18 protein-coding genes are annotated in these 19,506 nt (G+C 69.0%); 2 read left to right on the plus strand and 16 right to left on the minus strand.

Features of this window, described 5'->3' with window-relative positions; genetic code table 11:
- Window positions 1–6: 6 nt before the first annotated feature.
- The 6 genes from IBL25_RS03670 to IBL25_RS03695 all read right to left on the minus strand — a co-directional run bounded on the left by IBL25_RS03670 (window position 7) and on the right by IBL25_RS03695 (window position 6,551).
- Window positions 7–1,731, minus strand: coding sequence for an IlvD/Edd family dehydratase (locus tag IBL25_RS03670; RefSeq protein WP_187777210.1), 1,725 nt, complete (start codon window positions 1,729–1,731; stop codon window positions 7–9).
- Complete coding sequence (locus tag IBL25_RS03675) at window positions 1,728–2,585, minus strand: amidohydrolase family protein (protein WP_187777211.1); 858 nt, start codon at window positions 2,583–2,585, stop codon at window positions 1,728–1,730. The genes IBL25_RS03670 and IBL25_RS03675 overlap by 4 nt, the downstream gene beginning before the upstream one ends.
- Before the next feature lie 3 nt (window positions 2,586–2,588).
- Window positions 2,589–3,248, minus strand: a complete 660-nt coding sequence (locus tag IBL25_RS03680) for an RraA family protein (RefSeq protein WP_238940195.1) — start codon at window positions 3,246–3,248, stop codon at window positions 2,589–2,591.
- A gap of 58 nt (window positions 3,249–3,306) precedes the next feature.
- Entirely contained in the window at window positions 3,307–4,344 is a 1,038-nt protein-coding gene (locus IBL25_RS03685; protein WP_187777212.1) for a LacI family DNA-binding transcriptional regulator, read from the minus strand.
- 153 nt (window positions 4,345–4,497) lie between these two features.
- Entirely contained in the window at window positions 4,498–5,475 is a 978-nt protein-coding gene (locus IBL25_RS03690; RefSeq protein WP_238940196.1) for a PEP-CTERM sorting domain-containing protein, read from the minus strand.
- A gap of 191 nt (window positions 5,476–5,666) precedes the next feature.
- Entirely contained in the window at window positions 5,667–6,551 is an 885-nt protein-coding gene (locus tag IBL25_RS03695; RefSeq protein WP_187777213.1) for a LysR family transcriptional regulator, read from the minus strand.
- A 102-nt stretch (window positions 6,552–6,653) separates the two neighbouring features.
- Here IBL25_RS03695 and bla point away from each other — a divergent pair, with 102 nt between their 5' ends.
- Both bla and IBL25_RS03705 read left to right on the plus strand, forming a co-directional pair.
- Window positions 6,654–7,532, plus strand: coding sequence for a class A beta-lactamase (bla, locus tag IBL25_RS03700; RefSeq protein ID WP_187777214.1), 879 nt, complete (start codon window positions 6,654–6,656; stop codon window positions 7,530–7,532).
- 139 nt (window positions 7,533–7,671) lie between these two features.
- On the plus strand, window positions 7,672–8,022 hold the full coding sequence (locus IBL25_RS03705; RefSeq protein ID WP_187777215.1) for a response regulator: 351 nt from the start codon (window positions 7,672–7,674) through the stop codon (window positions 8,020–8,022).
- Between the two features lie 25 nt (window positions 8,023–8,047).
- On the opposite strand, the gene IBL25_RS03710 is transcribed toward IBL25_RS03705, so the two are convergent.
- The 10 genes from IBL25_RS03710 to IBL25_RS03755 form a co-directional block, all read right to left on the minus strand.
- On the minus strand, window positions 8,048–8,944 hold the full coding sequence (locus IBL25_RS03710; RefSeq protein ID WP_367615549.1) for a lysophospholipid acyltransferase family protein: 897 nt from the start codon (window positions 8,942–8,944) through the stop codon (window positions 8,048–8,050).
- Between the two features lie 148 nt (window positions 8,945–9,092).
- Window positions 9,093–10,160 (minus strand): branched-chain amino acid aminotransferase, encoded by a 1,068-nt coding sequence (locus IBL25_RS03715; RefSeq protein WP_367615550.1) that lies wholly within the window; start codon window positions 10,158–10,160, stop codon window positions 9,093–9,095.
- A 196-nt stretch (window positions 10,161–10,356) separates the two neighbouring features.
- Window positions 10,357–11,409 carry a lytic murein transglycosylase gene (locus IBL25_RS03720; RefSeq protein ID WP_238940197.1) on the minus strand — a complete coding sequence of 351 codons (1,053 nt, stop codon included), beginning with the start codon at window positions 11,407–11,409 and terminating at the stop codon, window positions 10,357–10,359.
- 50 nt (window positions 11,410–11,459) lie between these two features.
- Entirely contained in the window at window positions 11,460–12,524 is a 1,065-nt protein-coding gene (locus IBL25_RS03725; protein ID WP_187777218.1) for an acyl-CoA dehydrogenase family protein, read from the minus strand.
- A gap of 10 nt (window positions 12,525–12,534) precedes the next feature.
- Window positions 12,535–13,512, minus strand: coding sequence for a Bug family tripartite tricarboxylate transporter substrate binding protein (locus tag IBL25_RS03730; protein WP_202986667.1), 978 nt, complete (start codon window positions 13,510–13,512; stop codon window positions 12,535–12,537).
- A gap of 63 nt (window positions 13,513–13,575) precedes the next feature.
- Entirely contained in the window at window positions 13,576–15,735 is a 2,160-nt protein-coding gene (locus IBL25_RS03735; RefSeq protein WP_202986668.1) for an acetate--CoA ligase family protein, read from the minus strand.
- The gene (locus IBL25_RS03740) at window positions 15,732–16,931 is read right to left on the minus strand and encodes a CaiB/BaiF CoA transferase family protein (protein WP_187777220.1); all 1,200 of its coding nucleotides are present in this window, start codon (window positions 16,929–16,931) and stop codon (window positions 15,732–15,734) included. Before IBL25_RS03740 ends, IBL25_RS03735 begins: the two co-directional genes overlap by 4 nt.
- Complete coding sequence (locus IBL25_RS03745; RefSeq protein WP_187777221.1) at window positions 16,928–18,091, minus strand: acyl-CoA dehydrogenase family protein; 1,164 nt, start codon at window positions 18,089–18,091, stop codon at window positions 16,928–16,930. Before IBL25_RS03745 ends, IBL25_RS03740 begins: the two co-directional genes overlap by 4 nt.
- Window positions 18,092–18,095: 4 nt before the next feature.
- Window positions 18,096–18,896 (minus strand): enoyl-CoA hydratase/isomerase family protein, encoded by an 801-nt coding sequence (locus tag IBL25_RS03750; protein WP_187777222.1) that lies wholly within the window; start codon window positions 18,894–18,896, stop codon window positions 18,096–18,098.
- Window positions 18,893–19,501, minus strand: coding sequence for a carboxymuconolactone decarboxylase family protein (locus IBL25_RS03755; RefSeq protein ID WP_187777223.1), 609 nt, complete (start codon window positions 19,499–19,501; stop codon window positions 18,893–18,895). Before IBL25_RS03755 ends, IBL25_RS03750 begins: the two co-directional genes overlap by 4 nt.
- Window positions 19,502–19,506: the final 5 nt, after the last annotated feature.

Raw genomic sequence — 19,506 nt, forward strand, 5'->3', positions numbered from 1 at the left:
GTCCTCCTAGTGGGAGTCGCGCAGCGGTGGGGCGCCGCTGCCGCCGACCAGGAAATCGAAATCCGCGCCTGTCTCCGCCCCCATCACATGCTCGACGTACAGGCGTTCGTAGCCACGCTGGTATGGCGAGGCGAAAGGCTTCAGCGCCTGCCGCCGCCGGGCCAGTTCCGCTTCCTCCACCAGCAGCTCCAGGCTGCGGGCGGCGACATCCAGCGCGATGCGGTCGCCGTCGCGCACCAGCGCGAGGGGACCGCCGCCGATGGCCTCCGGCGCCACATGCAGCACCACAGTGCCATAGGCCGTGCCGCTCATGCGGGCATCGGACACGCGCACCATATCCGTGATGCCCTGGCGGATGAGCCTGGCCGGCAGCCGCATGTTGCCGACCTCGGCCATGCCGGGATAGCCGCGCGGCCCGCAGTTGCGCAGCACCAGCACGCTATCGGCCTCCACCGGCAAAGCGGGGTCGTCGACGCGCGCCTGGAAATCCTCGATGCTGTCGAAGACCACCGCCGGCCCGGTGTGGCGCATGAGATGCGGCGAGGCGGCGGAAGGCTTCAGCACCGCGCCCAGCGGCGCCAGATTGCCGCGCAGCACGGTGATGCCACCCAATGGCTTGAATGGCGCTTCCAGCGTGCGAATTACTCCGCCATCCGGGGGCTCGGCCGCATCGGCGATCTCGCCCAGAGTCTGGCCACCGATGGTGGGCGCGCCCCGATGCAGCCGCTCGCCCAGAGCGCGCATCACGGTGGGGATGCCGCCCGCGTAGCAGAAATCCTCCATCAGGTAACGGCCGGAGGGCATCAGATCAACCAGGCAGGGCATGTCCTGGCCCAGGCGGTCCCAATCCTCCAGCGTCAGTTCCACGCCGGCGCGCCCGGCCAGGGCCAGCAGATGCACCACCGCATTGGTGGAGCCGCCCAGCGCACCATTCAGCAGGATGGCATTCTCGAAATGCTGTTTGGTCAGCAGGCGGGACAGACAAAAGTCCTCCCGCGCCAGCGCCACGGCGCGCATGCCAGTCAGATGCGCCAGCACCTGGCGCCGCGCATCCACGGCCGGCAAGGCGGCATTGCCCGGCAGCGCCAGGCCCATGCCTTCCACCAGGCTGGCCATGGTGGAGGCGGTACCCATGGTCATGCAATGGCCGGCGCTGCGGTTCAACTCGGCCTCGGCGGCCTCGAACTGCGCGGGCGTCATGGTTCCGGCCTTCACGGCCTCGACAGCCTTGAAGACATGGGTGCCGGAGCCCATCCGCTCCCGCCCCTTCCAGGCATTCAGCATCGGCCCGCCAGAGAGCACGATGGCCGGCAGATCCACGCTGGCTGCGCCCATCAGCAACGCGGGCGTTGTCTTGTCGCAGCCCGCCATCAGCACCACGGCGTCCAGCGGATTGCCGCGCAGCGCGCATTCCACATCCATGCTGGCGAGGTTGCGGAAGAGCATGGCGGTCGGCCGCATCATGCTCTCGCCGGGAGAGAAGACAGGAAATTCCAGCGGGAAGCCGCCGGCCTCGTAAACGCCCCGCTTCACGAACTCGGCCAGCTGGCGCAGGTGGCCGTTGCAGGGCGTCAGCTCCGACCAGGTGTTGCAGATGCCGATGACCGGACGGCCATCGAACATATGCGCCGGGTGGCCCTGCCCCTTCATCCAGCCGCGGTGCACGAAGCCATGGCTGTCATGCCGGCCAAACCAATCCTGGCTTCGCAGGCGGCGCGGTGGCTGGCTCATGCCGGCGCTTCCCCATGCCACCAATGCGCGAAGGGGTTGGAATGGATGATGCCGTCGACGGTGGCCTGGGCCACACGCGGCAGCCGCGTACCTTCCACGAGGTGGTTGATGTTCCGCAGGCCCTCAAGCGATTCCTCGACGCCTGCGTAGGGGAAGTCCGTGCCCCAGAAGATCTTGTTGCGATCGGCGATGTTGTATTCCTGCGCCGCCACCAAGGTGTTGTAGAACTGCCAGGGCCGGTAGAAGAGCGCCGAGACCTCGCAAAAGACATTGGGGTGCTTGCGGGCGACGACGATGCATTCCTCGCCCCAGGGGTGGCCCATATGGGCCATGATCATCTTGAGGTCGGGGTAGCGCCGCGCGACCTCGTCCACATGAATCGGACGGCCCATCTCCAGCGGCGCGTTGCGGGCATAGGTCGTGCCCATATGCATGGTCAGCGGCAGGTCGTGCTTCACGCAATATTCGTAGACCGGCACCATGCGGGGGTCGGCCAGATGCACGCCGTTGTAGATGGGCCCGAACTTCACGCCACGCAGGCCGAGATCCTCCACCGCATGGCGCAGCAGCTCCATGGCATCCGGGCGGCGCGGGTCGACGGCGGCAAAGCCGACGAATTTCTCAGGATACTTCGCCACGGCGCGGGCGGTGACCTCGTCGTCGCCATCGACGCCGGCACTGTCGCCATAGCGCAGCGTGAAGATGATGGCCTTGTCGACGCCGGACATCGCTTGGAAGATCGCCTCCGCGTCCGCCTTGGGGTCGAAGCCGCCGCTGCGCGAGGCCACCTGCTGCCCGTGCACCGGCGTCAGGTGCCGGTCCTCGTAGATGTTCACATGGCAGTCGACGATCATGGCTCAAAGAATCCCATATTTCTCGAAGACCACCCGCAGCGGCACGCCAGCCCGCAGCTCCCGCAGCGTCTCCTTTTCTCCGCGCAGCTTCGCCTCGGCGCCTTCCGCCACGGCGGCCTCGACGGCCTGCGGCACCACCACCACGCCATCGGCATCGCCGAAGACGAAGTCGCCGGGGCAGACGCGCACGCCGCCGCATTCCACCGGCACATCCAGCGCGACGATCTTGCCGCGCCCCTTGCTGTCCAGCGGCCCGATGCCGCCGTGGAAGACCGGATAACCCATCTCGCGAATGGCACGGACGTCACGCACCATGCCGTCCATCAGGGCGCCGGCGCTGCGCCGGACCTGCGCGGCGGTACTCAGCAGTTCGCCCCAGGGTGCGATGCGGCCGCTATGGCCACAGGCGAAGACCGGGATCTCGCCTGGGGCGAGGGAATCCACCAGGTCGATCTCCAGGTCATAGGGATTCTCCCCCGGCGTGGCCTCATAGACTTCGAGGTAGAGCGCGGTGCGCGCGCGGCCGGCCATGCTGGCGGCATCGTCCAGCGGGCGGATGCGCGACGGCAGGGCCTGGTTCATGTAACCCAGGCTATCCAGCACATCGGATAACAGGGCCGTGAAGAGCTGCTCCCGCATGCGCTCCAGGATCCGTTCGGCCATGATCGTTCCGCCCTCCTTTATTTAACGTTATAGTCTGACCGCAGCACGAAGGCTGCTGTCAACAAGATCCTCCTTCCCGAAGCTGCACCGGCAGCACGATTTCTGGCGTTCGAAAGCTGTCCTGCTCCAGCCGTGCCAGAATTTCCTCCCCTGCCCTGACGCCGATCTCATAGGCGGGGCTTACCACCGTGGTGAGCGCCGGCTGCACGTAGCGAAACATCTCGAAGCCGTTGAAGCCGGCCACTGGCATTTTCTCCGGCACCGCCATGCCGCCAGCCTGCAAGAAGGACATGGCGGCCAGCGCCATCTGGTCGTTGCCGCCGACAATGGCGACAGGCGCCTCATGCCGCTCCAGGGCCCGTGCCAACGCAGCCTGGGTGGCCGTGAAGCTTTCATCCCCGCAGGGTACGGAGCGGATGCGGAAGCCCTTCCCCAAGCCCTGGCGGAGGCCCTCGATGCGTTCCGTCTGTGCTGTCCAGGCAATCTCCGGCGTCAGGAAGAACACCGTGCCCGGACGCGGCAGGCGGGTGCGCAGATGGGCACCCAGGATCTGCCCGCCGGCACGGTCGTCCTGCCGGATCAAGCAGACGTCCTTCAGCCCGCCGCTATCACGTTCCTGCACCAGCACCACGGGCTGGCGCAGGAGCTCCACCTGCGACATCAGCCGCTCCCGCGCTGACCTGGGGCCGGAGAGCAGCAGGCAGAGCGCATCGGTTTCCGACTGCGACAGCAGCGGTGCCATCTTCTCCGCCTGCGGCCGCACGCCTTGCAGCACCAGCGAGAAAGCATGTTCCGCCGCGACATTGCCGAGGCCCGCGATGACATTGGTGATAAAGGGGTCGCGCAGATAATCCGGCGCGCTGTCCAGCACCACAACGCCAATGGCGCCGGTGCGCTCCAGCCGCAGGCGCCGTGCATTGGCATCCGGACGGTAGCTCAGCCGCTCAGCCTCTCGCAGCACCCGGGCCCTTGTCTCGGCGCTGGCACCGGGGCGGCCGTTCAGGACATTGGAGACCGTCATCGGGGTCACGCCAGCGGCCGCCGCGACATCGCGCAGCCGGCTGACCTTGCCACGCCCGGGCTTTTGCTGACTCACGGCCGGTGCCTTGGTGACTGAAGCGCGCCCGGCCTTCCGCCGGGCTTCCCCGGTTATGATAACTCCGCGGCGCCGCTACAAGGCCGCGATACCGGCATTCGCGCCGGATCCCGGCAAAGGGCTGGCCGGGGCAGCGCCGCCCCGGCCGGTTCGTCAGGCCTCGACAGCCTTACCACGCGTGCGGCGGCGCACGCAGACCAGCCCGGCGATACCCGAGGCGAGCAGCAGGATGCTGGCAGGCTCCGGCACCGCAACTTGGTTATGCGCGATCTGCTGCAGCGCCAGGGCCTGCTCCGAAGTGAAGCCAAGGTCCATGGCGACCTTCTCATTCTCGCCGAGGCTGAGCGGATCGATGCTTGTGATGCTGCCGAAGACCACCAGCGCCTCCAGGTAATAGCCATAGGCGCTGGCGTGGTAGCTGTCCGGAGCCCAGAGGTTGATCAGGCCGGGCGCGATGCCGTCATAGGGATTCGGATCGGCGATGCCCGCCTCCATCGCCGCGTTCCAGGCGGCACCGACGGGGAGAACGGCGTCGATCTTGGGGTTGCTCGCCTTGGCGGCTTCGTAGCCGGCCTGCACGTCTGCCTGCATGGCGCTGATGGGCTGGCCATACCAGGCACCGCCGGGCTGGTAAGTCTGGTCGGCACGCGACCATGTCGCCATCAGGTTGATGTTCACGTCAGGGTTCTGCGCGGTCAGCACATCCGCGAAGAGGGACGCATACTGGATCAGCTTCGCCGGGTTGCCGGGCGAAGCGGAATCCAGCGTGCTGTAGCTCTGCAGCACCACATGGTCCCAGGGCTTGTCCAGCAGCGGAAGCTTGTTGTTGTAGTGGTAGTCAAGGCCGGTGCCACCCACCGTCTCCAGGCTGACGGTGTAGTCGAGCCCCGCCTGGACCGTCAGCGCCTTGAACAGCGCGGGCACGCCGCCGATGTTCGTGCCGTTCAGGTCGGTGACGGTATTGGTCTGATAGTTCCGCACGGTCGGCGGGCCACCGGCGGGATCGCCATAAGTGAAGCTGTTGCCGACAAAGAGAATGGTATCCGCCGATGCGGGATTGCAGTGCAGGGCCAGGGCCAACCCGGCTGCCGCCAGCGTCAGGCTTTTCTTGCTGAAGTGCAGCGCCATCATGTTGTTCTCCGAATCTTGGGACGTTTTCCGCTGCGCCTCCCGCTTCGCGCGGACGACGCCCAGGAAGGGAGAGCAAACTTCATGCCGTGCAAAAATGAGGCGAATTCTCAAAGCATTAGCGAAGTGTCAGCCGGTTTTTCGCCAAAACTGTAAAAAGTGACGACGCTGCCGCTGAGCCCGCAGCCATGGCGTCATGCTCCGTCCGCGGATGCTCCTGCCTGCGCCAGCAGCCACTCCCGGAAAGCCAGCATGGCCTGCGTTTCACGGCGGGATTTCAGGCGGGTCAGCCAATAGCCGCCCAGCGTCACTTCCGCCGTGAAGGGCCGCAGGAGCCGCCCCTGGCGCAGGTCATGCTCGAACATCCGCGCCGGCAGCAGGCCGATGCCGAGGCCCTGCACCGCCGCTTCCGCCATGGTCAGTGATGAGTCGAAGACGAAGCCGCGGATATTCGGCGCTGGCAGTTCCACCGCCGCGAACCAGTGCGCCCATTCATCGGTGCGGTAGGAGCGCAACAGGGTCTCCCGCATCAGGTCCGCTGGCTGCCGCAGCCGCCGCGCCAGGGCCGGGGCGCAAAGCGGCGACAGCGGCGCGGTCAGGAGCGGCGTGGCCTCCGTGCCATGCCAGGCGCCGTCTCCGAAGCGGATGGCGTAGTCCAGCCCCTCGCCGGCCAGGTCCACGCGGTTGTTGTTGGTCAGCAGGCGCAGGTCCACGAAGGGATGGGCGGCCCGGAAGTCCGGCAGGCGGGACAAGAGCCAACCGGTCACGAAGGTGCCGACGGCGCCGAGCGTCAGCACCTCCCGCAGCCGCCCGCCCTCGAAGCGGTCGAGCGTCCCGGCGATGCGGTGGAAGGCATCGGTCAGCACTGGCAGCAGCGCCTCTCCTTCCTCAGTCAGCGCCAGGCCGCGCGGCAGGCGGCGGAACAGCGGCACGCCCAAGATTTCCTCAAGCGCCTTCACCTGATGGCTCACGGCCGCCTGGGTGACGCGCAGTTCCAGGCCCGCGCGGGTGAAGCTGAGCTGGCGTGCCGCTGCTTCGAAGGCGCGCAGCGCATTGAGGGGAAGATGCGAAAGGGTCATGCGGCAAGGATTAGTTTTTCTAGGGCGAGTTGCGAAGGATGATCGTTTGCCGCGCCCCCCGCTCCTCCCGCAGTTTCCGGCCGGCAAGACGGGAGGGAATGCATGGTCGGCCGAAGGCAATGGATGATGGGCATGGCGCTGGCCCTGGCTGGCTGCGGCGCGCGCGCGGGCCAGGCGCAGGCCGGCTTCGCCAGCCTGCCCGCGGATTTCGCGCGGATCGAGGCGGCGCATGGCGGACGGCTGGGTGTCGCCGTGCTGGATACCGGCAGCGGCCAGCGGACAGGCTACCGGCAGGATGAACGCTTCCCCCTGACCAGCACCTTCAAGCTGCTGGCGGCGGCGGTGCTGGCGCGGGTGGATGCCGGGCAGGATGACCTGGAGCGCCGCATCCGCTTTTCACGCGAGGAGCTGGTGACCTTTTCCCCCGCCACCGGCCCCCGTGCCGGCGCCGAGGGCATGACCCTGGCGGAGATCGCGGCGGCGGCGGTCACGCTCAGCGACAATACCGCCGGCAACCTCCTGCTGAACGTCCTGGAAGGCCCCATGGGGCTGACTGCCTGGCTGCGCCAGCGGGGCGACGAGGTCAGCCGGCTGGACCGGATGGAAACGGAGCTGAACGAAGCGCGGGAAGGCGATCCGCGCGACACCACCAGCCCGGCTGCCATGCTGGCACACCTGCACGCCCTGACGCTGGGCGATGCGCTTTCCGTCCCTTCCCGCGCCCGGCTGCGCGGCTGGATGCGGGCCAGCAAGACCGGCGACAACTGCCTGAAAGCGCGGCTGCCGCGGGGCTGGGTGGTGGAGGACAAGACCGGCGCCGGTGAGAATGGAACCCGGAACGATGTCGGCCTGCTCTGGCCGCCGGGGGGCGGCGCGCCGGTGCTGGTCGCCGCCTACCTGACCGGCGGCGCGGCCATGCTCGCGGCCCGTGACGCCGTCCTTGCGGAGGTCGGCGCGGCTGTCGCCGCTGCAGTGCGTTAGCGGATGGGCGAGCTGGCCTTCCTGGCGGATCTGCGTGCGCATGCGTACAGACCGCGCCGGAAGGCCGTGCCTATCAGGACCCATGACAGACTGGCACGACGATCAATGCCGAACAGAACTCCGGAACCAGCGCATCCTCGTGGCCGAAGATGAAGCGCTGGTGGCCATGATGATGGAGGACTGCATCGTCGAGGCCGGCGGCATGGTCCTGGGCCCGGTGATCTCGGTGCCCGACGCCCTTCGCCTCCTGGATGCCGCCATGGCGGATGGCGGCGTCAGCGCGGCGGTCATCAACCTTCGCCTCGGGCGGGAAAACACCCTGCGGCTTGCCGATGCCCTGGCCGCGCGGCGCGTACCCTTCATCTACGCCACGGGCTATGTCAGCCACCACGACCTTGAGCTGCATCAGGAAGCGCCGGTGCTTGCCAAGCCCTATAATGCCGCCGACCTGATCCAGGCCCTGGGCGACCTGCTCGTGGGCCAGGCCTAGCGCGGCGCCGGGCGCGCCGGCCTCCTCACCCCGCCGTGGGCCTGGCCTTCTGATAGAAGGACTTCGGCAGCCGCCGGTGCATCCAGAGCCATTCCTCCGGGCGTTCGCGGATCCACGCCTCGATGCGCGCATTCATCTGGCGCGTGAGGCTCAGCACGTCCTCGGAGGCGATGCCGCTCTTCTCCACCACCAGGGGCGGTTCCACGATGATGCGGAATCGGCAGGGGCCGATCCGCAGCACCCGCACCGGGATCAGCGGGCAATCGAAGCGCAGCGCCAACTCGGCCGGCGCCGTGGTGGTCATGGCGGGCTCGCCGAAGAATGGCAGGGCGATGCCTTCGTTGAACTTCTGGTCCGTCAGCAGGCCCAGCGCCCCGCCCCCGGCCAGATGCTTCAGCGCCATTCGCGTGCCGCGCGCGCCCTTGGGAAAGAGCTGCTGGCCAGGGCCGGAACCCCGCACCTCCCGCATCAGCGCATCGACGCCCGGGTTATTGGCGGCGCGGTACATCCCAGCCATCGAGAGGCCCGCGGCTGTGGCAGCCTTCGGCAGCAGTTCCCAATTGGCCAGATGCGCCGAGACCAGCACGGCACGGCCGGCACGCGGCAGGTGGTGCTCCCCCTCCAGCTCCCAGCCCGGGCCGGATGCGGTGCGCGCCAGCCCCTGCACATGCGGCAGCTCCAGCGCTGTGCGCCCCAGGTTCTCCCAGGCGGCGCGCATGATCCGCCGCCGCTCGGCCTCCGGCATCTCCGGAAAGGCCAGCGCCAGGTTGCGCAGCGCGGTGCGGGAGGCCGGCAGCAAAGGCCCCACCCAGCGGGTGACGGTGCCGCCGAGCCAGGAGGCCCAGCGCGGCGGCACGGCGCGCGACAGCCCTATCGCACAGCGGGCAAGGGCGACTTCGATGCCCCAGAAGAATTTGCCCACGAACTGTCCTTCTCGGTACTGCGGAAGCGCATGGGCCATAACATCGAGGCCGTGGCAAGGCAGCCGTGCCGCAGGTCCCGCCGGGCGGCATCCGGGCGGCCGCGCGGCGATCCCGTGGCCGGGCCTCCAGGGCCCGGCCAGGAAGAGGTCAGGCCGTCGCCGGCACCTTCACCACGCTGGTCCAGCCATGCTTGTCGGGCTGCTGGCCGTACTGGATGCCAACAATGGCGTCGTAGAGCTTCTGGGTCAGCATGCCCGTCTGGCCATTGCCGATGCTGATCTTCTCGCCCTTGTAGCCCAGCTCGCCCACCGGGGAGACGACGGCGGCGGTGCCCGTGCCCCACATCTCGCGCAGGGTGCCGTTGCGGCCGGCTTCCATCACCTCGTCGATGCTGACCTTGCGCTCGGAGACCTTGTGGCCCCAGTCGCGCAGCAGTTGGAGGATGGAGTTGCGCGTGACGCCATCGAGGATCGTGCCGGCCAGCGGCGGCGTGATCACCTCGTCGCCGATCTGCATCATGATGTTCATGGTGCCGACCTCGTCGATATACTTGCGCTCGACGCCATCCAGCCACAGCACCTGGGTGTAGCCAGCCTGCTCGGCCTCCTGCTGGGCGGAAAGGGAGGCGGCGTAGTTGGCGGCCGTCTTGGCCTCGCCCAGCCCGCCCTGCACGGCGCGGACATGGGTGTCGGTGGCCAGGATGCGCACTGGCTTCACGCCTTCCTTGTAATAGGCACCGACCGGCGAGCAGATCACGAAGTAGGTGTAGCTATGGGCCGGGTGCACGCCCAGCATCACGTCCGTCGCGATCACGGTGGGGCGGATGTAGAGCGAGGTGCCCTGGGTGGAGGGCACCCATTCATGGTCGGCCGCCACGATCGCCTCAAAGGAGCGGCGCACCAGGTCAACATCCATCTCGGGGATGCAGAGGGCGCGGCAGGACTTGTTCAGCCGCTCGGCATGGCGCTGGGCGCGGAAGAGGCGGATCTGGCCATCGGCGCCACGGAAGGCCTTCAGCCCATCGAAGACCGCCTGCCCGTAGTGCAGCACCGAGGTGGCGGGGTCGAGCGTCAGCGGGCCATAGGGCACCACGCGCGGGTCATGCCAGCCTTTGCCCTCGGTGTAGTTCATGACGAACATATGGTCCGTGAAGACCTTGCCGAAGGAGAGGGAGGAATCCGCGGGGCGCTGGCCGGGCGTCCGGGTCCGGGTCACGCTGATCGGGGTCTCAGATGAGGTCATGATGCCGGTGCTCGCAGTTTTGTTGCGTCTTACCATATTCTGCCGCAACACACCTGCGGCAGGCTTCCCTTTCGCTTTACATTCCACCTATGCGCCTGGGTTCTGATGGGTCAGCCTTGCTGTCCGTCAGGCAGGGCGCGGCAGCCGCGCGGCCGCCGCGCCGGCGGCATCAGGCCACGCTGTTGGCCAGCAGCCCCACCGCCAGCCCGTAGTTCATGGGGGAATTGTAGCGGCGGATCACCCGCAGGTTCGGCAGGCCCAGGAAGACCTGGCCGGAGGAGCGCGTCGGCACCGCCAGGCTGGCCTCGGGCCCGCTGGCCGGCAGCGGCGAGCCATCGGCCCGGCGCCAGCCCAGGCGGCTCCATTCCGCCATGGAGCGCTTGCTCTCGGTATCCACCCGCTCGATGTCGAAACCGGCGGGCGGGCGCGCCTCGATGGCCCAGCCCTGCCCCGCCTGCCAGCCGCTGCGGGCCAGGTAATTGGCGATGGAGGCCAGGGCATCGGCCTTGTTGTCCCAGATGTCGCGGTGGCCATCGCCGTCGAAATCCACCGCCAGCCGCTCGAAGCTGGTCGGCATGAACTGCGGGTGGCCCATGGCGCCGGCCCAGGAGCCCTGCATCCGCTCGGGCGCGACATGGCCGGCATCCAGGATGCGCAGCGCCGCCATCAGCTCCTTGCGGAAGAACTCGGCGCGGCGCCCTTCCCAGGCCAAGGTCGCCAGGGCCTCGACGACATTAAAGCCGCCGGTATTGCTGCCGTAGTTGGTTTCCATGCCCCAGATCGCGACGATGACGCGCGGGGAGACGTTGTAGCGCGCCTCGATGGACTGCAGCAGCGCGCGGTTCTCGGCATAGGCGCGGCGGCCGTTCTCGATGCGCGTGGAAGAGACGATGCGGTCGCGATACTGCTCCCAGGTCAGCACGCCCTCGGGCTGCTTGCGGTCCAGCTCCAGCACGCGCGGCAGCGGGCGGATATTGCCCAGGGCGCGCTGCAGGATGGCCTGGGAGACACCGGCGCGGCCCGCATCGGCGCGGACGCCGGCCAGGAAGGTGTCGAAGCCCGTGGTGTCGAGCGCCGGGCTCTCCGGCAGCGGCGTGGGCGTGGCCACCACGGGGCGGGCGGCGGGCATCACCGGCGCCAGGCTAGGGGCCGGGGGAGCGGCGGTGGAGCAACCCGCGAGCAGGGCGCCAGTGCCGGTGAGGAGAAGGCGACGGTTCAGCATGGGCGAGACGTGACATGCCGCCACCCGCGATGCAACCGCGCCTCTCCCGCTCAGTCCTCCGCCGGCCGGCTCCGCATGAAGCGGGCGCGGTGAAGCGCGGCGGAGCCGAACTGGTTGGCCAGCACCATCGCCTTCCGCAGGAAAAGGCCCACGTCGTATTCGTCGGTGTAGCCAATGGCGCCATGCATCTGCACCGCTTCCTGCGTCACCTTCATGGCCGCCTCGGCCGCGCGGGCCTTGGCGCGGGAGACAACGGCCTGCCGCGCCAGGCCATTGGCGCCATCATCCAGGGCGGCGGCGGCGCCTTCCACGCTGGCGCGGGTCAGGGCCAGTTGGATCTTCAGATCCGCCGCGCGGTGTTGCAGCGCCTGGAAGCTGCCCAGCGGCTTGCCGAACTGATGGCGGGCCCGCAGGTAGTCCAGCGTCATGGCGAAGGCGCGCTCCATCAGCCCCAGCAGATAGGCGGCGGTGCCGAGCGCGGCCTCGTCCAGCGCTTCCGGCAGCACGGCGGCCACATCGCCCTCCAGCCGGCGGGCGCTGGCGAGGTCCGGGCGCAGTGTGCCGTAGTGGCCGCCATCCTGAGTCTTCTGGATCTCGGCTGCCGGGGCCTCGGCGGCGTAGAGCACCATCGCCGCCCCTTCCCGCACCGGCAGCAGCACATGGCTGGCGGCTGAGGCCATGGGGATGAACAGGCGCGGCGCTTCCGCGTCCCCCGGCGTTTCCAGGGTGTCGGGCTGTTGCTGCCAGGCGGTCAGGACAAGGTTCTCCCCCGCCACCAGCGCCGGCAGCAGCGTCTCGTCGCCGATCGCGGCCAGCAGGCGGGCGGAAAGCGCGCCGGCCACCAGCGGCTCCGGCACCAGGGCGCGGCCGAGTTCCTCATAAAGGGCGCAGGCCTCGGACATGCCGAGGCCGATGCCTCCCGCCTCCTCCGGCAGCCGCAGCCCGACCCAGCCCAGGGCGCCCATCCCGGCCCAGGTCGCCGGGTCGATGCCGGGCAGGCCGTAGCGCAGGCGGCGCACCCGCTCCAGGCTGCCATCGGCCGGCACCACGGCGGCGGCGCTGTCCCGGATCATGCGCAGGGATTCGGCGCGGTCCTCGATCATGCTGGCGGACATCCCGGCAACCTCAATCCAGCTTCACATTGGCCAGGCGGATCAGCTCGCCCCACTTGGCGCGTTCCGCCTGCACGAAGGCGCCAAGCTGCTCCGGCGTGCCGCCGGCAACGGTGCCGCCCTGGTCGGCCAGGCTGCGGCGCACGTCATTGTCCTGCAGCGCCGCGACAGCGGCATCGTGCAGGATGCGGATGCGGTCCGGTGGCGTGCCGGAGGGCGCGAACATGGCGTACCAGGTCTCGGAGATCACATCCGGCGCCCCGGCCTCGGCCATGGTGGGCACATCGGGCAGGATGGCGGCGCGTTCCTTCGCGGTGACGCCGAGGGCCAGCAGCTCGCCGCCCCGGATATGCGGCAGCACCACCGGCACGTCGGCCAGGATCATGTCGATGGTGCCGGACAGCAGGTCCGTCACCGCCGGCGCGGCGCCGCGATACGGCACGTGCACGATGTCGATGCCGGTCTTCAGCTTGAACAGCTCGCCCGCCAGATGCAGGGAGGAACCATTGCCGGCGGAACCATAGGTCAGTTGCCCGGGCTGCTTCCTGGCCAGCGCCACCAGCTCGGCTACCGACTTCACGCCCTTCTTCCTGCTGACCACCAGGATCTGCGGCACCGACAGCACATGCGTGATGGGCGCCAGGTCCTTCTGTACGTCATAGGCCATGCGCGGCATCAGCTGCGGCAGCACCACCAGCGCGCCGGTGGAGGCCAGCACCGTGGTCAGCCCATCCGGCCGGCTGCGCGCTGTGGCCTCGACGCCCACCATGCCGCCGGCGCCGGAGCGGCTGTCCACCACCACCGGCTGCCCGAGCTTGGTGCTCATCACCTGCCCGATGATGCGGGCGATGATATCGGCCGGGCCGCCGGCGGCGAAGGGCACGATCATCTTCACCGGCTGGTCGGGAAAAGCAGGCTGCGCCATGGCGGGCACCGCCGGCATCGCGCAGCCGGCGGCGAGCAGGGCAAGGCTCTGGCGTCGGGTCAGCATCCTGGATCTCTCCTCCGCGCCTTTCATGAGGCGACTTTCTTTAATAAACTAGCTTATTGGCTTTTATGATGCCGTGCCCGCCGCGTCCATGGCTTTCACGCGCTGCGACAGCGCGATCAACGCATCGACCGCCAGCACCCGTCGGCCGGTGCAGATGAGCGGATTGATATCCAGTTCCGTGATCGCCGGCTCCGCCGCGACAAGCTCCGCCACCCGGCACAGAATGGCCGCGAGCTGTTCGAGATCCGCCCCCGCGCCCCCGCGAAACCCCTCCAGCAGCGGGTAGCCGCGCAGGCCGCGCAGCATGCGCTGCGCCTGCTGCAGGCTCAGCGGCGCCGGGGCAACGGCGGTATCCTGCAGCAATTCCACCAGAACGCCGCCGAGGCCGACAGCAACCACCGGGCCGAAGACCGGGTCCCGCCGCGCGCCGATGATGAGTTCCACACCGCGTGGCACCATCGGCTGCACCAGCATGCCCCGCAGGCGTGGCTGAGGGGCGATGGCGGCAATCGCGGCCTCGATGCCGGCATAAGCCTCCCGCAGCATGGCGGCGTCACGCAGGTCCAGGCGCACCACGCCGGCTTCGGTCTTGTGCGGCAGGTCGGGGCTCTCGGCCTTCAAGGCCACGGGGTAGCCGAGACGCCCGGCGGCGCGCAGGGCGGTATCGAGGTCGGGCACCAGTTCCTCGGGCACCACCGGCAGGCCGCATTCCGCCAGCACCGCCTTGGCCGCCGATTCCGGCAGCACCGCCCCTGGGGCGGAGGCCAGCAGAGCCCCTGCCCGCGCCAGGGCCGCGGCATCCAGCAGTCGCGTCGGCGCCTCCGCCGGCCGGGTGGCCCAGGTGGCGCGCTCCCGCCAGGCCGCCAGGGCGGCGAAGCAGCGGTCCATGGAGGAGAAGATGGCGGCGTCCTGCACCGCCTCCGCCGCGCGCAGCACGTCTCCTTCCCGCCGCTCGGCCAGCCAGGGCACGCAGAGGAAGCGGCCATGGCGGGCGGCGATCCCGGCCATCACCGGGATGCGGGCGGCCGAGAAGGCATAGCCATGGGTATTGGGATACAGCAGCACGCCGTAGCCAGGGTCGGAGGCCAGGGCATCGGTGCAGGCCAACAGGGCTTCGGCATCGTTCAGCACCTGTGCCGTCAGGTCGCAAGGGTTGCGGGTGGAACCGTATTCCGGAATGCGCGCGGCCAGCACCGCCGCGGCACCCTCCTCCGGCTGCGGCAGGGATATGCTGTGCCGCTCCGCCGCATCGGCCGCCAGGATGCCGGCGCCACCGGAGGTGGAGACCACCGCCACCCCGGCACCACGCGGCACCGCCGGGGCCTTGGCGAAGAAGGCTGCCGTTTCGACCAGGGCCGAGAAGTCGTCGACCAGAATGGCCCCCACCTCGGCCAGTGCGGCGCGCCAGACGGCATGGCCGCCGGCCACGGCCCCGGTATGGGACAGCGCGGCGGCCGCGCCGCCCTCGCCCGAGGCCATCTTGTGCACCAACAAAGGCTTGCCCGCCCGTGCCGCGCGCCCGGCGGCCGCCAGCATCCGGCGCGGCTCGGCCAAGCCCTCCAGCACGCAGACGATGGCGGCGCAGCCCGGCTCCTCCGCCAGGTAGGCAACCAGATCTGCGGTATCCAGCCCGGCCGCATTGCCCGAGGTCAGCACATGGCTGACCGCCACGCCGCGCTCCACCGCCTGCGCCAGGGCGAAGCCCAGGGCGCCGGACTGGCTGACGATGCCGATGGCGCGCCCCTGCGGCACCAATGGCTTTGGCCCGCCGGAGAACGTGACGCCAGCGCCCAGCAGGAAATTTCCGAAGCCCAAGCAATTCGGCCCCAGCAGCGGCAGGCGTCCAGCAAGCGCGCCCACGGCTTCCTGTTCCGCCACACGCTCCGGCAATCCGGTCTCGGCATAGCCGGCGGCGAAGACCACCGCGCCGCCGGCACTTCGGGCGAGGCAATCCTGCAGCACCGCAGTGACACCCTCCCGTGGCGCGGCGATGGCGACGCAGTCCGGCGCCGCCGGCAGCGCGGCCAGGGAGGGATAGCAGCGCCGTCCGCCCAACGTGTCGTAGCGCGGATTCACCGGCCAGATCTCGCCGGTGAAGCCTTCCAGATTTTCCAGCACCCGCGCGCCGAAGGCCCCGGCCCGTGTGCTGGCACCAACCACGGCGATGCTGCGGGGATGCAGCAACCGCCGCAGCGCGGCATGGGAAGGCAGCGGGCGCGTCACGGCTCGGCCGCCGCCCCAGTGCCCAGCCATTCCTCCAGCACTTCCCGCGTGTGCTCGCCCAGTTGCGGCGGCACGCGGCCGTACTCGACCGGCGTGTCCGAGAAGCGCACCGGGTTAGCCACGAAGGGCATGGTGCCCACGCGCGGATGCGGCATTTCCTGCCACATGCCACGATGGCGCAACTGCGGGTCCTGCACCGCCGCGCCGAAGTCATTGAGCGGGCCGGAGGAAATGCCGGCTGCGTTCAGCAGATCTACCCATTCCCCGGCGGTGCGGGCCAGCAGCGCCTGTTGCAACAGCGGCAGCAGTTCCGTCTTATGCGCCATGCGCTGGCGATTGGTCGCGAAGCGCGGGTCGGCGGGCACTTCCGGCACACCGATCACGGTGCAGAACTGCGCGAACTGCCGGTCGTTGCCCACCGCCACCATCAGCGGCCGGTCGGCGGTATCGAAGCTCTGCCAGGGCGTGTTGATCTGGGAGGCAGTGCCGGCGCGCACCGGCATCTTGCCGGAGATCATGTAGTTCATCGCGATATGCGAATGCGCCGCCACCTGCGCGTCCAGCAGCGCCAGGTCGATATGCTGGCCCTTGCCGGAGACGGTATCCCGGTGGTGCAGCGCCGCCAGGATGGCGATGGTGGCATAGAAGCCGGCATTGATGTCCGACACGCTATAGCCCACCAGCGCCGGCCCGGCGCCGGGTGCGCCATCCGGATTGCCGGTGACGCTCAGCAAGCCGCTCATGGCCTGGAAGATCGGGTCATAGCCCGGCAGTGCGGCGTAGGGGCCGTCTTGCCCGAAGCCGGTGATGGAGCAGTAGATCAGCTGCGGGTTCACCTGGGCCAGCGAGGCGTAGTCCAGCCCATAGCGCGCGAGGCCGCCGGCCTTGAAGTTCTCGATGAAGACATCCGCCTTGCCGGCCAGCGCTCGCAGGTCCGCCTGCCCTTCCGGCGTCGCGATATCCAGCGCCACCGAGCGCTTGCCGCGGTTCATCGCCAGGAAGGAGGAGGTATCGCCGGTCTCCCTGCCCTCCGCGTCCTTCTGCGGAAAGCCCATTCGCCGCACGTCGTCGCCGCCTTTCGGGTGCTCGACCTTCACGACTTCCGCGCCGAAGTCGGCCAGGATCTGCGCCGCCCAGGGGCCGGCGAAGATGCGCGTCATGTCCAGCACGCGGATGCGCGGCAGCGGGCCGCTCATGCCGGCAGGTCCAGCACGTTGCGCGCCAGGATGTTGCGCAGGATCTCGGAGGAACCGCCAAAGATAGTGGAAGGCCGCGCCAGCAGGAACTGCCCGGCAGGGTGCAGGCCCTCGCCCGGCATCGGGTCCAGCAGGCCCGCGTTCTCGCCGGCGATCTCCAGCATGGCGTCCGTGATGCGCTGGAAGAGTTCCGTCTGCACGATCTTCAGGATTGAGACATCGGGGCCCAGCGTTTCCCCGCGCTTCAGCTTCGCCACGAAGGATTCATAGAGTTCCTTCAGGTCCGCCAGTTCCATGCTGAAGCGGGCATACTGGTCCAGGAAGGCAGGGTCCTGGTCCTTGCCCACCGCCACAGCTATGGCCTTCAGCCGCGCCAGCCCGTTGGAGGAGAGCTTGGGGGAGCCGATGGCGATGCGCTCGAAGCCCAGCAGCGCCTTGGCATAGGTCCAGCCCTGGTTGACCTCGCCCACCACCATGTCCTTAGGCACGCGGACATTGTCGAAGAAGACCTCGCAGAACTCGTCATGCAGGTCGAGATTGATGATCGGCCGCACCGAGACGCCCGGCGCATCCATCGGCAGCAGCAGGAAGGAAATGCCCTGCTGCTTCTTGCCCGATTTGTCGGTGCGGGCGAGCACAAAAATCCAGTTGGCGTCGTTGGCCAGCGTGATCCAGGTCTTCTGGCCGTTCAGCACCCAGTGGTCGCCGGCATCCGCCGCATCCAGCCGCAGCGCCGCGAGGTCGGAACCGGCGTTCGGCTCGGAATAACCCTGGCACCAGATATCCTCGCCCGAGAGGATGCGTGGCAGGAAGCGCTGCTTCTGCTCCTCCGTTCCGTGCTTGATCAGCATCGGGCCGAGCATGATCAGGCCCATGTCGCTGACACGGGCGCAGCCGTGGCGCTCCAGTTCCTCGATCATGATGAGCTGCTTGGTGGCGCCGAGGCCTATGCCGCCGTATTCACGCGGCCAGTTCGGTGCCAGCCAGCCCTGGCGGGAAAGCGCCATGTACCAGGGCTTGTTCTCGTGCCAGTGCAGGCGGCGGCGCGGGAAGCGCATCTCGGGCGGGTAGTTCGCCTCGATCCAGCGGCGCACATGCAGGCGGAAGGCGTTGTCTTCCATCTGGTCCAGCGCCTCGGGCGGCAGCGTGTCCTGGTCCATGCTGTCAGACTCCCTTGAAGACGGCGGGGCGCTTCTCCATGAAGGCGCGTTGCGCCTCCTTGGTATCCTCGGCGCTGGAGAGGGCCGCCGTCTGCGTCTGCTCGAAACGGTAGCCTTCGTGCAGCGGCATTTCCTCGGTCAGGAAGAAGGAGCGCTTGGCCGCTTGCACCGCCAGCGGGCTCTTGGCCGCGATCTGCTTCGCGATGGCCTGCGCTTCCGCCAGCAGCCGGTCCTTAGGCAGGCAGGCGGAGGCGACATTCATCCGCAGCAGTTCCGGCCCCGGAATACGGCGGGCGGTATAGATCATCAGCCGCGCATCGGACTGCGAGAAGAAGCGCAGGATATGCCGCACGCCGCCGGCGAGGCCGACATCCACCTCAGTCATGGCGAAGAAGGCTTCTTCCGCCACCAGCACGATGTCACAGCACAGCGCCAGCACGCAGCCCGCGCCGATGGCCGGGCCATTGACGGCGGCGATGACCGGCTTGCCGCATTCCATCACGGCGTCGAAGGCGGCACGCACCCGGCGGTTGTGGCCGGGATAGGCACCGGCCTCGCCGGCCAGGTTCGGCCGCTCCCGCAGGTCGGCGCCGGCGGAGAAGGCACGGCCCTCGCCAGTCAGCACCACGGCGCGCACCTCGCGCGTGTCGTGCAGCACGTCGAAGATGCGCGGCAACTCGTCGCGGAAGATGCGATCCTGCGCATTCACTGGCGGGGCCGTCATGGTGACGGTGGCGACATGGTCTTCCAGCGTCACGGAGAAGCGCTGCAGGTCCTCAAGGCCCTTGATCGGCGCGGCGCTCATTCGGCGGCATCCGCGTGACTGCGGGCGGGCGGCAGCGGGAAGAGGCCCTCCGCCGGCGCCTGCACCGGTTCCGCGACGCCGTCCGGCAGCGGGATCTCATGCGCGTTCAGCGTCATGGAGACCATGGTGTAATAGCCGATGACGCCGGTCAGCTCGACCACGCCGCGCGCGCCCCAGCGGCGCTCCACCGCGTGATAGGCGGCCTCGTCCACGCGGCCATGCAGTTGCAGCTGGCGGGCGTATTCGTAGATGGCGGCGTCATCGGCATCGCCGAAAAGCGGTGCCTCGCCGTTGCGGATCGCCTCGATCACCGCATCCGGCAGGCCGGCGGCGGCGGCGGCGCGGGCATGCACCCACCATTCGATCTGGCTGCTCCAGCGGCGGCCGGTCACGATGATGGCCAGCTCGTTCAGCCGCGGCGGCAGGCAGGTGCCGAAGCGCAGGAACTCGCCCAGCTTCGACCAGCGGTCGGCAAGGTCGGGGCTGTGGATCACGGCGCGCAGCGGGCCGATCATCTGCCCGCGCGGGCCGGACACCACGGCGTCATGAACGCGAAGCTGTTCCGGCGACATCTCGGCCGGCGAGGGCAAGGGGATACGCGGCATCAGTG

The sequence above is a fragment of the Pseudoroseomonas ludipueritiae genome (assembly GCF_014490445.1).
GTDB lineage: Bacteria > Pseudomonadota > Alphaproteobacteria > Acetobacterales > Acetobacteraceae > Pseudoroseomonas > Pseudoroseomonas ludipueritiae.